10 protein-coding genes and 1 tRNA gene are annotated in these 12,731 nt (G+C 71.6%); 8 read left to right on the top strand and 3 right to left on the bottom strand.

From position 1 onward, the window contains the following. Window positions 1-32: 32 nt before the first annotated feature. From QMK61_RS16190 to hemA, 3 genes are all read right to left on the bottom strand, one after another. Entirely contained in the window at window positions 33-2,135 is a 2,103-nt protein-coding gene (locus tag QMK61_RS16190) for a tetratricopeptide repeat protein (RefSeq protein ID WP_302073270.1), read from the bottom strand. Then, window positions 2,132-3,214: a peptide chain release factor 1 gene (gene prfA / locus QMK61_RS16185; RefSeq protein ID WP_302073269.1), complete on the bottom strand. Its 1,083-nt coding sequence runs from the start codon at window positions 3,212-3,214 to the stop codon at window positions 2,132-2,134. Before prfA ends, QMK61_RS16190 begins: the two co-directional genes overlap by 4 nt. A gap of 70 nt (window positions 3,215-3,284) precedes the next feature. Further along, window positions 3,285-4,553 (bottom strand): glutamyl-tRNA reductase, encoded by a 1,269-nt coding sequence (gene hemA, locus QMK61_RS16180; RefSeq protein WP_302073268.1) that lies wholly within the window; start codon window positions 4,551-4,553, stop codon window positions 3,285-3,287. 153 nt (window positions 4,554-4,706) lie between these two features. Here hemA and QMK61_RS16175 point away from each other — a divergent pair, with 153 nt between their 5' ends. The 8 genes from QMK61_RS16175 to ychF all read left to right on the top strand — a co-directional run bounded on the left by QMK61_RS16175 (window position 4,707) and on the right by ychF (window position 12,175). Beyond that, the gene (locus QMK61_RS16175) at window positions 4,707-6,389 is read left to right on the top strand and encodes a tetratricopeptide repeat protein (RefSeq protein WP_302073267.1); all 1,683 of its coding nucleotides are present in this window, start codon (window positions 4,707-4,709) and stop codon (window positions 6,387-6,389) included. Then, a complete protein-coding gene (lolB, locus tag QMK61_RS16170) occupies window positions 6,386-7,000 on the top strand; it encodes a lipoprotein insertase outer membrane protein LolB (RefSeq protein ID WP_302073266.1) in 615 nt (204 codons plus the stop codon). The genes QMK61_RS16175 and lolB overlap by 4 nt, the downstream gene beginning before the upstream one ends. Window positions 7,001-7,053: 53 nt before the next feature. Continuing rightward, complete coding sequence (ispE, locus tag QMK61_RS16165; protein WP_302073265.1) at window positions 7,054-8,448, top strand: 4-(cytidine 5'-diphospho)-2-C-methyl-D-erythritol kinase; 1,395 nt, start codon at window positions 7,054-7,056, stop codon at window positions 8,446-8,448. 13 nt (window positions 8,449-8,461) lie between these two features. After that, window positions 8,462-8,536 (top strand) — tRNA-Gln (locus QMK61_RS16160). Between the two features lie 51 nt (window positions 8,537-8,587). Next, the gene (locus QMK61_RS16155) at window positions 8,588-9,526 is read left to right on the top strand and encodes a ribose-phosphate diphosphokinase (RefSeq protein WP_302073310.1); all 939 of its coding nucleotides are present in this window, start codon (window positions 8,588-8,590) and stop codon (window positions 9,524-9,526) included. Window positions 9,527-9,672: 146 nt separating this feature from the next. Further along, a complete protein-coding gene (locus tag QMK61_RS16150) occupies window positions 9,673-10,329 on the top strand; it encodes a 50S ribosomal protein L25/general stress protein Ctc (RefSeq protein ID WP_302073264.1) in 657 nt (218 codons plus the stop codon). A 51-nt stretch (window positions 10,330-10,380) separates the two neighbouring features. Next, on the top strand, window positions 10,381-10,965 hold the full coding sequence (gene pth / locus QMK61_RS16145) for an aminoacyl-tRNA hydrolase (protein ID WP_302073263.1): 585 nt from the start codon (window positions 10,381-10,383) through the stop codon (window positions 10,963-10,965). Between the two features lie 118 nt (window positions 10,966-11,083). Beyond that, entirely contained in the window at window positions 11,084-12,175 is a 1,092-nt protein-coding gene (ychF, locus tag QMK61_RS16140; protein ID WP_302073262.1) for a redox-regulated ATPase YchF, read from the top strand. Window positions 12,176-12,731: the final 556 nt, after the last annotated feature.

Genomic DNA, 12,731 nt, shown 5'->3' with positions numbered 1-12,731 from the left:
CGGATCGAGTGATCCGCAAGCCCCGGGCCAGCCTACAAGTCGTGATCGACCGGCGGCCGCCCGATGCGGTGGCGGGTGCTGATCCACTGCACCGCGCGGCGGAAGTCGCGCGCGTAGGCGGCCATGTCGAACAGCGGGTTCGCCGCGCGCTGCTGCACCAGATGGCGGCGCAGCGTGGCCAGCGCGGCGGGGTCGCCGCCCAGGCGCACCGCGGTGGCGAGGAAGCCGTCCTCGTCCTCGGCCACCAGTTCCGGCAGCCCCGCGTGTTCGAGCAGGCTGGCGGCCACGCGCCCGGCGAAGGTGTCGCCGCGCAGGGTGAGCACCGGGCAGCCGGCCCACAGCGCGTCGGAGGCGGTGGTGTGGGCGTTGTAGGGCAGGGTGTCGAGGAACAGGTCGGCGTGGGCGTAGCAGGCCAGGTATTCGGCGTGCGGCAACTGCGGCAGGAACACCAGCCGCTCCGGCGCCACGTCCAGCGCGGCGGCCGCGGCGCGCAGGCGCGCGTTGGCACCGTCGGGGCCGGAGAGCAGCCACAGCACGCTGTCCGGCACCTGTTGCAGCACCAGCATGAAGCGCGCGAACGAGGCCGGGTTGATCTTCCATGCGTTGTTGAAGCAGGCGAACACGGTGCCTTGCGCGGGCAGGCCGCAATAGGCGCGGCTGGGCGGCGGGCCGGGTTCGCGGGTGGTGTCGCTGGGCTGGTAGCAGCGCGGCAGGCGCAGCAGCTTTTCGCTGACGTGTGGGCGCAGCGCATCGGGCAGCACCGTGGCGTCGGCCAGCAGGTAGTCCATCCACGGCGCGCCGGAGGTGCCGGGGTAGGCCAGCCAGTTCACCTGCACCGGCGCGGGGCGCAGCGCCATCAGTTCGACGTTGTCCTTGCCGCAGTAGCCGTTGAGGTCGAACAGCACCTCGATGCCGGCGGCATGGATGCGCTGCGCGCATTGCGCCGGGTTCTGCCCGGCCAGGTCGTGCAGCGTGGACACGGCGGCGAGGCGGCGGCGGATCGCGCCGCCGTCGTCGGGCGTGGTCGCGAACAGATGGATGTCCAGGTCGCTGCCGGCCAGCGCCTCCAGCATGGCCACCACGAGCAGGCCGGTGGCGTGCTCGCCGAAACCGTCGGCGACCAGGCCGACGCGGATCGGCGCGCCGGCCGCCGGGGCGGACGGGCGCAGGTCGAGCTGGACGCGCAGCGGCACGGTGCGCTGTTCGATCATGGCGGCGTAGCTTTCGGCGCAGCGGCGCTGTGCGGCGGCGCCGGCGTCCTCGGCCAGGAAGGCGAACGGGCCGATGCCCGGCTGGTGCGCGGCCACCGCCTGCCGCAGCCGGGCGGACAGTTCGTCCAGCTCGCGCCAGTCGCAGCGGCGGCGCTGCGCGTACAGCAACTGGCTCAGCGCCGGGGCGAGTTGCGGATCGGCCTGCAGGGCGCGGCGCCAGGCGTCGGCGGCGGCGCCGAGGTCGCCGGCCTCGTCCAGCATCAGGCCGGCCTCGTAGGGGTAGCGGGGGTTGTGCGGGGCCGTGCGCTCGGCCTGCAGCCAGGCGTCGGCGGCCTCGCGGGCGCGGCCCTGCGCGCGCAGGACGTGGCCGAGCAGGGCGTGGGCGCCGTCCAGCGCAGGCGCGATCTGCAGCGCCTCGCGCACGTGCGTCTCGGCTTGGCCGGCATGGCCCAGTTCCAGCTCGGCGGCGGCCAGGTTCAGTCGCAGGCCCGGGTGGCCGGGAGCGCCGTGGGTGGCCATGGCGAAGGCCTCGCGCGCCTGCGGGTAGCGGGCCGCGGCCATCAGCGCGGTGCCCAGGCCGTTGAGGATGGCGGGGTGGCCGGGCGTGCGCCGCAGCGCGGCGCGCAGGCGCTCGATCGCGGCATCGGCCTGGCCGTCCTCCAGCGCCAGCGTGGCGAGGTTGCACTGGATCTCCACGCTCTGCGGCGCCAGCTCGGCGGCGCGGGCCAGCGCGCTGCGCGCCTCGCCGCGGCGGCCGCAGCGCAGCAGTGCGATGCCGTGCAGGCGGATCAGTTCCGGCGCCACCGGGAAGTCGCGCCGCGCGCGGGCGGCGAAGGCGACGGCCTCGGCGTCCCGGCCGCGTTCCAGCAGGCCGGCCAGCTGTTGCAGGGTGCCCTTGATGTCGACGGGTATGGCGATGTTCATGCAGGGTTGGCCAGCGATTTCAGTTCGTCGGCCTGGTGTTCCCGCACCAGCGCGTCGATCAGTTCGTCGAGGTCGCCTTCCATGATTTCCGGCAGACGATACAGGTTCAGCCCGATGCGGTGGTCGGTGACGAGGTTGTCCTTGTAGCGGTAGGTACGGATGCGCTGGCTGCGGTCGCCGGTGCCCACCTGCAGGCGCCGCTCCTGCGCCTGCGCCGCGGCCTGCTTCGACTGCGCCTCGTCGAGCAGGCGCGCCTTCAGCAGGCTCATCGCGCGGGCGCGGTTCTTGTGCTGGCTGCGCTCGTCCTGGCATTCCACCACGGTGCCGGTGGGCAGGTGGGTGATGCGGATCGCCGAGTCGGTCTTGTTGACGTGCTGGCCGCCGGCGCCGGAGGCGCGGAAGGTGTCGATCTTCAGCTCGGCGGGGTTCAGCTCGATGCTCTCGATCTCGTCCAGTTCCGGCAGCACCGCCACGGTGGCGGTGGAGGTGTGGATGCGGCCCTGCGACTCGGTGGCCGGCACGCGCTTCACGCAGTGGGCGCCGGATTCGAACTTCAGCCGCGAGAACGCGCCCTTGCCCTCGACGCGGGCGACGATCTCCTTGTAGCCGCCGTGCTCGCCGGGGTTCTCGCTGAGGACCTCCACCTGCCAGCGCCGGCGCTCGGCGTAGCGCGCGTACATGCGGAACAGGTCGCCGGCGAAGATCGCCGCCTCGTCGCCGCCGGTGCCGGCGCGCACTTCCAGGAACAGGTTGGCCTCGTCGCGCGGGTCGACCGGCAACAGCAGGATCTGCAGTTCATCGTCGAGTTCGGCCAGGCGCCGTTCCAGCCGCGCGACGTCGTCGGCGGCCATGTCGCCGAGGTCGGGGTCGTCCAGCATGGCGCGGGCGTCGGCCAGCTCGCGTCCGGCCTGGTCGTGCTCGCGCAGCGCGGCGGCCACCGGCTCGAGCTGGGCGTACTCGCGCGACAGCTCGCGGAAGCGCGCGTTGTCGGCCAGCACCTCGGGCTGGCCGAGCAGCAGGCCGACTTCTTCGTGGCGTTCGGCGAGGGCTTCGAGCTTGCGGCGGATGGAGGGCGTCATGGCGGGGGCGGTCGGGTGGGCGGGCGGCGCGGGCCGCGGCGGATCCGGAAGCGGCAGCCAGCCGCCCTCGCTAGGCGTCGTCGCGTTCGTCGTCGCCGGCGTACAGGCGCCCGGCGGCGTGCAGCAGGTCCAGGTCGCCGTTCAGTGCCGCCTCGCGCAGCCGCGCGCTGGGGTGGTGCAGCAGCTTGTTGGTGAGCGTGTTGGCGAGGAAGGCCAGCGCCTCCTCAGCCGGCTTGCCGCGCGCGACCATCGCCTGCGCCTTGGCCAGCACCTCGTCGCGGTAGCGCTCGGCGTGCTGGCGCAGGTCCAGCGCGGGGTTTTTCAGGGTGAGCGCGCGGCGCCAGGCCATGTAGCGCTCCACCTGCAGGTCGATGATGGCGTCGGCCTCGCGCGCCGCGGCCTCGCGCGAGCGGCGGTTGTCGTCGATCACCTGGCGCAGGTCGTCGATGCCGTAGAGGAACACGTCGCCGAGCGCGCCCACCGCCGGGTCGATGTCGCGCGGCACGGCGATGTCGACCAGGAACATCGGCCGTCGCCGGCGCGCGGCGATGGCCTGCTCGACCATCGGCTTGGTGAGGACAGGCTGCCGCGAGGCGGTCGAGGCGAGCACGATGTCGGCCTCGGCCAGGTGCTGCGGCAGGTCGTGCAGGGCGATCGCGTAGCCGCCGTGGCGGCCGGCCAGCTCCTGCGCGTTCTCCAGCGTGCGGTTGGCCACGATCAGCCGGCGCACCTGCTTGTCGGCGAGGTGGCGCGCGGCCAGCTCGACGGTGTCGCCGGCGCCGATCAGCAGCACGCAGGCCTGCTTGAGGTCGGTGAACACCTGCTCGGCCAGGCGCACCGCGGTGAACGCCACCGACACGGTGTGCGCGCCGATGCGGGTATCGGTGCGCACGCGCTTGGCCACCGCGAAGGTGTGCTGCAGCAGGCGGTCCATCGGCGCCTTCAGCGCCTGCGCCTCACGCGCCAACTGGTAGGCGTCCTTCACCTGGCCGAGGATCTGCGGCTCGCCCAGCACCATCGAGTCCAGCCCGGTGGCGACGCGGAACATGTGCCGCACGGCGGCGTCCTCGTCGTGGCGGTAGAGGAACTCGTCCAGCCGGCCCGGGGTCAGACGGTGGTGGCGGTTGAGCCAGTCGCCCGGCACCTGCTCCGCGCCCGCCGCCACGCTGACGTACAGCTCGGTGCGGTTGCAGGTGGACAGGATCATCGCCTCCTCCACGCCCGGCTCGTGCGCCAGCTCGCGCAGCGCCGGGGCGGCGCTGTCCGCGTCGAAGGCCACCTGTTCGCGCAGGCCGACCGGCGCGGTGAGGTGGTTGAGCCCGAGGGCGATCAGCGGCATGGCGTGAGAGGATTCAAGGCGGCGGGCATCTCCGTCGGCGTAGACTAGCTTGGACAGGCCGACAGGGCCGAAACCGGCGGATGGATGGTGACTAGTGTGCTGAGCGGGGCCTTGGAGTTCAAGCAACTGCGGCATTTTGCGGCGAGCGGGGCGATGCTGCTGGGACTGGCCGGCTGTGCCGCGATGCCGGCCCGGCAGGCGGCCCCGGCGCCGGCTTCGCCACAGCCGCTGACCCGGCTGACGGTGGCCATCCCCGACGACGACCACAACCTCACCGCGCAGCTGCTGGCCGGGGAAATGGCGCTGGCGCGCACCGACCTCAAGGCGGCCGCGGCGGCCTACGGCAAGGCGGCCACCCTGTCCGACGACCCGCGCGTGGCCGGGCAGGCCGCGGCGCTGGCCATCGCCGTGCACGACGACGCGGCCGCGCGGCGCGCGCTGGATCGCTGGCAGGCGCTGGGCGCGAAGCCGGCGCCGCTGGCGCAGCTGCGCGCCCAGCTGGCGCTGGACGGCGGCCACACCGACGAGGCCCGCCTCCAGCTCGAAAAGCTGACCGCCAGCGGCGACAAGAACGCCTGGCGCGACTTCGGCCGCGTGCTGCTTGGCAGCCGCGACCCGGCGGTGGCCGGGCGCCTGCTGGAGGCGCTGGCCACGCCGGAGCGCCTGCCGGCCGACCCGCAGGCCTGGCTGGCGATGAGCGAGATGGGCGACCACTTCGGCCGCCACGCCTATGCCCGGCACATCGCCGACGCGGCGATGCAGCGCTTCCACAGCGCCGAGACCTACGCCTGGGCGGCGCAGATGAAGTTCAGGAACGGCGACCGCAAGGGCGCGATGGCGCTGTTCCGCAAGGCCCAGGCGAAGGACCCGAAGGACATCCGCCTGCGCCTGGCCTATGCCAGCCTGCTGCAACAGGGCGGCGACGCGGCGCAGGCCGCGAGCGTGCTGGAGAACGGCCCGCAGGACACCGACACCTACGCCATGCGCGCCGGCCTGGCGGCGGCCGCGAAGGACCGCGCGGCGCTGGCGCGGATCTACGACCAGCTTGGCCATGCCTCCGACGAGCAGCGCACCGACGGCGCCTACCTGCTGGGCCAGCTGGCCGAGACGCTGGACCGTCCGGACGATGCCTTGAAGTGGTACGCCCAGGTCGCCGACGACGACCCGCACGCCTTTGACGCCGACCTGCGCAGCGCGGTGCTGCTGCAGGCGCAGGGCAAGTCGGCGCAGGCGCACGAACAGCTGGCGCAGATGCAGGCCGACTACCTCGACCAGCCCAAGCAACTGCGCCAGGCCTACGAGGTGGACGCCGACCTGTACATGCGCGAACAGCGCTACGACGAGGCTGTCGACGCCTTCGTCCACGCCCTGCAGGTGGCGCCGGACGATCCCGCGCTGCTGTACGGCCGCGGCCTGGCCTATGCCGAGGCGGGCCGCATCGACGCCGCCGTGGCCGACTTCCGCCACCTGCTCAAGCTCAAGCCCGGCGACGTCGAGGCCAGCAACGCGCTCGGTTTCACCCTGGCCGACGCCGACCGCGACCTGCCCGAGGCCGAGAAACTGATCGCCGCGGCGCGCAAGGCCAAGCCCGACGATCCGTCCATCGCCGACTCCTGGGGCTGGCTGCAGTACCGGCTGGGCCACCTGGACCAGGCCGAGGCGGTGCTGCGTGGCGCGTGGCAGGCCAGCCGCAACGCCGACATCGGCGCCCACCTGGCCGAGGTGCTGTGGAAGCAGGGCCGCCACCAGGAGGCGCGCCAGCTGTTCGACGAGGCGCACAAGCTCGACCCGCACAACGCCACCCTGCAAGACGCGCTGAAACGGCTGCATCCATGAACCGACGACACCTGCGATGGCTGGCGGCGCTGCTGCCGCTGGGACTGGCCGCCTGCGCCCCGCGCCAGGCCGTGCGCCTGCCGGGCGACGCCGCCATGCTGGCGAAGCAGCAGGCCCGCGAGCAGCAGCTGGCCGGCGTCGACCACTGGACCCTGCAGGGCCGGCTGGGCGTCTCCGACGGCCGCAACGGCGGCAGTGGCAGCCTCAGCTGGACCCAGGACGGCGACCACTACGAATTCGTGCTGCACGGGCCGGCGCTCAGCGGCGCGGACTTCCGCCTCAGCGGCGGCCCCGACGGCGCCACCCTGGAAGGCGTGCGCGGCGGCCCGCTGCACGGCGCCGACGCGGAAGCGCTGATGCAGCGCGCGCTGGGCTGGACCGTGCCGCTGCGCGACCTGCGCGCCTGGGTGCGGGGCCTGCGCGCGGACAGCGGCCCGGCCGAGCTGCGCTTCGGTGCCGACGGCCTGCCTTCGCTGCTGCAGCAGGACGGCTGGGCGGTGGACTACCGCGCCTGGGATACCGCACGGCAGCCGCCGTTGCCGACGACCATCTTTGCGGCCAAGCCGCCGTACAAGGTGCGTCTGTCGGTGGAAAGCTGGACCATCCGCTAGACTGCGCGTCCCGCGCGGCCGGTGCCGCGCGAAGCCCGCCAGGCTTGCCGCGCATGAGCTGCACCATCGTCCCCGCCCGCCCCGACCAGGTCGACACGCTGCGCGACATCGAGCGCGCCGCGCTGGAGCTGTTCCGCGGCCACCCCACCTGGCCCTCCTATGCCGCCAGCACGCCCAGCGATGCGGAGGTGCTGGCCGACGCCATCGGCCGCGGCCGGGTGTGGGTGGCGCTGGACGCGGAAGGCCGCGAAGCGGGCTACGTCGGCGTGGACGTGGAAGATGGCGAGGCTACCATCGCCGAGATCGACGTGCGCCCCAGCCATGGCCGCCAGGGCATCGGCGCGCGCCTGCTGGAGCACGCCTGCACCTGGGCCGCCGAGTCCGGCTACCCGGCGATCAACCTGGGCACGCTGTCCGACGTGCCGTGGAACGCGCCGTTCTACGCCCGCCACGGCTTCGCGCCGATCGCGCCGGAGCGCTACACGCCGGCGCTGGCCCGGCACCGCGAGCAGGACCGCGAGCGCGGCTTCCCGATGCACCTGCGCGTCTACATGCGCCGGGCGCTGGCCCCCGCGCCGGACGGCTGGACGCGCTGGCCGGCGCCGGCCAAGCTCAACCTGTTCCTGCGCATCACCGGTCGCCGCGACGATGGCTACCACGAGCTGCAGACGGTGTTCCGCCTGCTCGACCGTGGCGACGAGCTGCGCCTGCGCGTACGCCCCGACGGCGCGATCCGCCGGCTCGGCGAGGTGCCCGGCGTGGCCGAGGTGGACGACCTGGCCGTGCGCGCCGCCCGCCTGCTGCGCCAGCGCGCCGGCGTGGCGGCGGGCGCCGAGGTCGAGGTGGCCAAGCGCATCCCGATGGGGGGCGGCCTGGGCGGCGGCAGTTCGGACGCGGCGACCGTGCTGGTGGCGCTCAACCAGCTGTGGGGCGCCGGGTTGGACGAGGACGCGCTGGCAGCGCTGGGTCGCGAGCTGGGCGCCGACGTGCCGGTGTTCGTGCGCGGCCGCTCGGCCTGGGCCGAGGGCGTGGGCGAGCGGCTGACGCCGCTGGCGCTGCCGCGGCGCTGGTACGCGGTGCTGGACCCGCGCACGCACGTGCCCACCGCGGCCCTGTTTCAAGCGCCTGAATTGACACGAAATGCGGCGCCGGCGACAATTTCGTCCTTTGTTTCCGGCGATGCGGCGGAGAACGCCTTCGAACCGGTCGTGCGCGCGCGGCACCCGCAGGTGGCGGCGGCGCTGGACTGGCTCGGCGCGTTCGGCCCGGCGCGGCTTTCCGGCAGCGGCGGGTGCGTGTTCCTGGAAATGCCCACGCGCGAGCGCGCGGAGGCGGTGGTCAGGCGCTGTCCCGCGTGCTTCGGTGCGTGGGTGGCCGCGGGCGTGGGGCTGTCGCCCCTGCACGAGGCGCTGGCCCGCCACCGCGGGGCGTCGGCCGGGAACAACTAGGCAAATCGCACACTGGGGCGTCGCCAAGCGGTAAGGCACCGGGTTTTGATCCCGGCATTCGCAGGTTCGAATCCTGCCGCCCCAGCCATCTCGTCAGATCTTCGTTTCAAAGGAAGCGCCCGTGGATACGCCCACCCCGATGCTGTTCACCGGCAATGCCCACCGCGGCCTCGCGGAGAGCGTGGCCCAGCGGCTGGGCATCCCGCTGGGCAAGGCGCTGGTCGGCAAGTTCAGCGACGGCGAGGTGCAGATCGAGATCGAGGAGAACGTCCGCCGGCAGGAGGTGTTCGTCATCCAGCCGACCGGTGCGCCGAGCGCGGAGAACCTGTTCGAGTTGCTGGCCCTGGTGGACGCGCTGAAGCGCGCCTCGGCGGCCAGCGTCACCGCGGTGATGCCGTACTTCGGCTATGCCCGCCAGGACCGCCGCCCGCGTTCCGCGCGCGTGCCGATCACCGCCAAGATGGTGGCCAAGATGGTCGGTACCGCCGGCGTGGACCGCGTGCTCACGGTGGACCTGCACGCCGACCAGATCCAGGGCTTCTTCGACATCCCGGTGGACAACGTCTACGCCTCGCCGCTGCTGCTGGCGGACATCTGGCGCCACCACTCGCTGGACGACCTGATCGTGGTCAGCCCGGACGTGGGCGGCGTGGTGCGCGCGCGCGCCATCGCCAAGCGGCTGGACGACGCCGACCTGGCGATCATCGACAAGCGCCGCCCGAAGGCCAACGTGGCCACGGTGATGAACATCATCGGCGACGTGGACGGCAAGACCTGCGTGATGGTGGACGACATCGTCGACACCGCCGGCACGCTGTGCGCGGCCGCCGCGGCGCTGAAGGAACGCGGCGCGCGCAAGGTGATCGCCTACTGCGTGCACCCGGTGCTGTCGGGCGCGGCGATCGGCAACATCGAGAATTCGCAGCTCGACCAGCTGGTGGTCACCGATACGCTGCCGCTGCGCCCCGAGGCGCGGTCGTGCGCGAAGATCCGCCAGCTCTCGGTGGCCGAGCTGCTGGCCGAGACGATCCGCCGCATCGCCTTCGGCGAGTCGGTGAGTTCGTTGTACGTGGACTGAAAATCTGAAAGTCCGCTCAGGATGGGCGGTTTTGATGTTCGGCTTTCCGCGGCAGGATGCCGCGTGGAAGTAACGGACTTCCCTGGTCGCGGGGAAGTCGACCGTCCGCCGCGAGGCGGGCAAATACAGCCTAGGTAGCAACAACAATGTCCCAGACCCATGAAATCAAGGCCCAGAGCCGCAAGGACGAGGGGAAAGGTGCGAGCCGCCGCCTGCGTCGTGCCGCGATGGTGCCTGCCGTCGTCTACGGCGCCGGCCAGCCGCCGCAGAGCATCCAGATCGAGCACAACACCATCCTGCTCGCCGCCAAGCACGAGTGGTTCTTCTCCTCGGTGCTCGACCTGAACGTCGACGGCAAGGTGCAGAAGGTGCTGGTGCGCGACTGGCAGAAGCATCCGTTCAAGCAGCAGATGCTGCACATGGACTTCCTGCGCATCGACGAGAACCACGCCATCCGCGTGAACGTGCCGCTGCACTTCCTCAACCAGGAGAAGTCGGCCGCGGGCAAGACCTCGGGCGTGGTGATCTCGCACAACCTGACCGAAGTGGAAGTGTCCTGCCTGCCGAAGGACCTGCCCGAGTTCATCGAGCTCGACCTGGCCGACCTCAAGCCCGGCGACATCGTCCACCTGTCGCAGCTGAAGCTGCCGAAGGGTGTGGAGATCGTGGCGCTGCACCTGGGCGCCGACCACGACGTGGCCGTGGTCACCGCCAACACGGTGAAGGAAGAGGCCGAGGAAGCGCCGGCCGCCGAAGCCGCCGAGGGCGAGGCCAAGCCGGCTGCCGAAGAGCCCAAGAAGTAAGCCGCGGCGGCCCGCACCCGGCCTGGGTGCGGGCCGCGCGCGACGTTTCGCATGGCGGGGCTTCGACTCATCGTCGGCCTGGGCAATCCCGGCGCCGAATACCTCAGGACCCGGCACAACGCCGGGTTCTGGCTTGTGGACGCCCTCGCGGCGGACCAGGGCGGGCGCTGGGGCTTCGACGGCAAGCTGCACGGCGAGGCCTGCAAGGTGCGCGTCGGCGGCGAGCCGGTATGGCTGCTCAAGCCGGCCACCTTCATGAACAAGAGTGGCCTCGCGGTCGCGTCCGCGCTGCGCTACTACAAGATCGCGGCGGAGGAATGCCTGGTCGCCCACGACGACCTGGACCTGCCCGCCGGCACCGTGCGCCTGAAGTTCGACGGCGGCCACGGCGGCCAGAACGGCCTGCGCGACATCGCCGCGCACCTGGGCCACGGCAAGTACCACCGGCTGCGCATCGGCATCGGCCACCCCGGCCACCGGGACAAGGTCACGCCCTGGGTGCTCGGCCGGCCGTCGGCGCAGGACGAGGACGCCATCCTCGGCGGCATCGGCCGCGCGCTGGACGTGCTGCCGCTGGCGGTGGGCGGGCAGTTCGACAAGGCGATGCAGCAGTTGCATACCGTCGATGGCAAGTAGGTTTTTTGACGTCATTCCCGCGCAAGCGGGGATCCATCCTGCGTTGGGCGCGCCATGGCCCAATAGATTCCCGCTTGCGCGGGAATGACGCCTGGACAGCACATATTCCGGAGTCTCCATGGGCATCAAATGCGGCATCGTCGGCCTGCCCAACGTCGGCAAGTCCACCCTGTTCAACGCGCTGACCAAGGCGGGCATCGCCGCGGCGAACTTCCCGTTCTGCACCATCGAGCCCAACGTGGGCGTGGTGCCGGTGCCCGACCCGCGGCTCGCCGCGCTGGCGGCGATCGTCAACCCGCAGAAGGTCGTCCCCACCGCGGTGGAGTTCGTCGACATCGCCGGCCTGGTCGCCGGCGCCTCGAAGGGCGAGGGCCTGGGCAACAAGTTCCTGGCGCACATCCGCGAGGTCGACGCGATCGCCCACGTGGTGCGCTGCTTCGAGCATGGCGACATCGTGCACGTGGCGGGCAAGGTCGATCCCATCGCCGACATCGAGACGATCGACACCGAGCTGGCGCTGGCCGACCTGGAGTCGGTGGAGAAGGCGTTGAACCGGGCCGAGCGCGCGGCCAAGGCCAACGACAAGGAGGCGCTGGCGAAGAAGCCGGTGCTGCAGAAGCTCGCCGCCACGCTCAACGAAGGCCGCTCGGCGCGCAGCGCGAAGCTGGACGACGAGGAAAAGGCGCTGGTGCGCGACCTGTTCCTGCTCACCCTGAAGCCGCTGATGTACATCGCCAACGTGCTGGAGGACGGCTTCGAGAACAACCCGCATCTCGACGCCGTGCGCGCCCGCGCCGCGGAAGAGGGCGCCGAGGTGGTGCCGGTGTGCGCCGCCATCGAAGAGGAGCTGGCCCAGCTCGACGACGCCGACCGCGACGAGTTCCTCAGGGACCTGGGCCTGGACGAGCCGGGCCTCAACCGCGTCATCCGCGCCGGCTACAGGCTGCTCGACCTGCAGACCTACTTCACCGCCGGCGTGAAGGAGGTGCGCGCCTGGACCATCAGGCGCGGCTACACCGCGCCGCAGGCGGCCGGCGTGATCCACACCGACTTCGAGCGCGGCTTCATCCGTGCCGAGACGGTCTCCTACGACGACTTCATCCAGTACAAGGGCGAACAGGGCGCCGCCGCCGCCGGCCGCCTGCGCAAGGAAGGCAAGGACTACGTGGTCAAGGACGGCGACGTGCTGCACTTCCTGTTCAATGTGTAGGTTTTGGGTTTGGACGGTCGTTTGACAGGTAGTTGTCGCATGGACACAATGCGTCTGTTTCGAAGCGGCGCCTCCCGTGTCACCAACGCCATCCGTCTACACGCTCCCTATCTTCCGCAATACCCGGGTCGCTGATGGACCGGCACCCGGACGCATCCCGGTAGACCATCGGGTTAAGGGGGAGCGGATCCGGTATTGGCGTGAATTGCGCGCCTCCCAGAAAATGAAGTGGGAGACGTTTCCGCAATTCCCTCTGGTGCTCAATGCTGACGGATCACCATGGGCCCCAGCATGCATGTGGCTGTTGGACCGTGCATGGACTAAACCTCATAAAGTGTCTTCGCTGAACCCCGTGGCGCAAGGGCTGCGGGCCTACAAGGAGTTCCTTGACGAGCTTGGGCTCCAGTGGGATGACTTCTCGGCAGTCGACAAGTATCTGCGCCCCACCTACCTCTACATGAACCTGCCCCCTGAGAGCGGACGCCAAGAAGCACGGAGTCAAGCGGCCTGCTTCAGCTTCTTGGCATAGTCGTTGGGTGACAAGTAGCCGAGCGCC

It is taken from the genome of Fulvimonas sp. R45 (assembly GCF_030504985.1).
Lineage (GTDB): Bacteria > Pseudomonadota > Gammaproteobacteria > Xanthomonadales > Rhodanobacteraceae > Rhodanobacter_A.
The sequence above is the reverse complement of the archived record's forward strand: the minus strand, read 5'-3'. Positions and strand labels throughout refer to the sequence as shown.

What these genes read in the sequence shown, in the direction of transcription:
- prfA (WP_302073269.1), bottom strand. Translation starts at nt 3,214, where the DNA reads ATGACGCCCTCCATCCGCCGCAAGCTCGAAGCCCTCGCCGAACGCCAC.
- QMK61_RS16175 (WP_302073267.1), top strand. Translation starts at nt 4,707, where the DNA reads ATGCTGCTGGGACTGGCCGGCTGTGCCGCGATGCCGGCCCGGCAGGCG.
- pth (WP_302073263.1), top strand. Translation starts at nt 10,381, where the DNA reads ATGGCGGGGCTTCGACTCATCGTCGGCCTGGGCAATCCCGGCGCCGAA.
- ispE (WP_302073265.1), top strand. Translation starts at nt 7,054, where the DNA reads ATGAGCTGCACCATCGTCCCCGCCCGCCCCGACCAGGTCGACACGCTG.
- lolB (WP_302073266.1), top strand. Translation starts at nt 6,386, where the DNA reads ATGAACCGACGACACCTGCGATGGCTGGCGGCGCTGCTGCCGCTGGGA.
- QMK61_RS16155 (WP_302073310.1), top strand. Translation starts at nt 8,588, where the DNA reads ATGCTGTTCACCGGCAATGCCCACCGCGGCCTCGCGGAGAGCGTGGCC.
- ychF (WP_302073262.1), top strand. Translation starts at nt 11,084, where the DNA reads ATGGGCATCAAATGCGGCATCGTCGGCCTGCCCAACGTCGGCAAGTCC.
- QMK61_RS16190 (WP_302073270.1), bottom strand. Translation starts at nt 2,135, where the DNA reads ATGAACATCGCCATACCCGTCGACATCAAGGGCACCCTGCAACAGCTG.
- hemA (WP_302073268.1), bottom strand. Translation starts at nt 4,553, where the DNA reads ATGCCGCTGATCGCCCTCGGGCTCAACCACCTCACCGCGCCGGTCGGC.
- QMK61_RS16150 (WP_302073264.1), top strand. Translation starts at nt 9,673, where the DNA reads ATGTCCCAGACCCATGAAATCAAGGCCCAGAGCCGCAAGGACGAGGGG.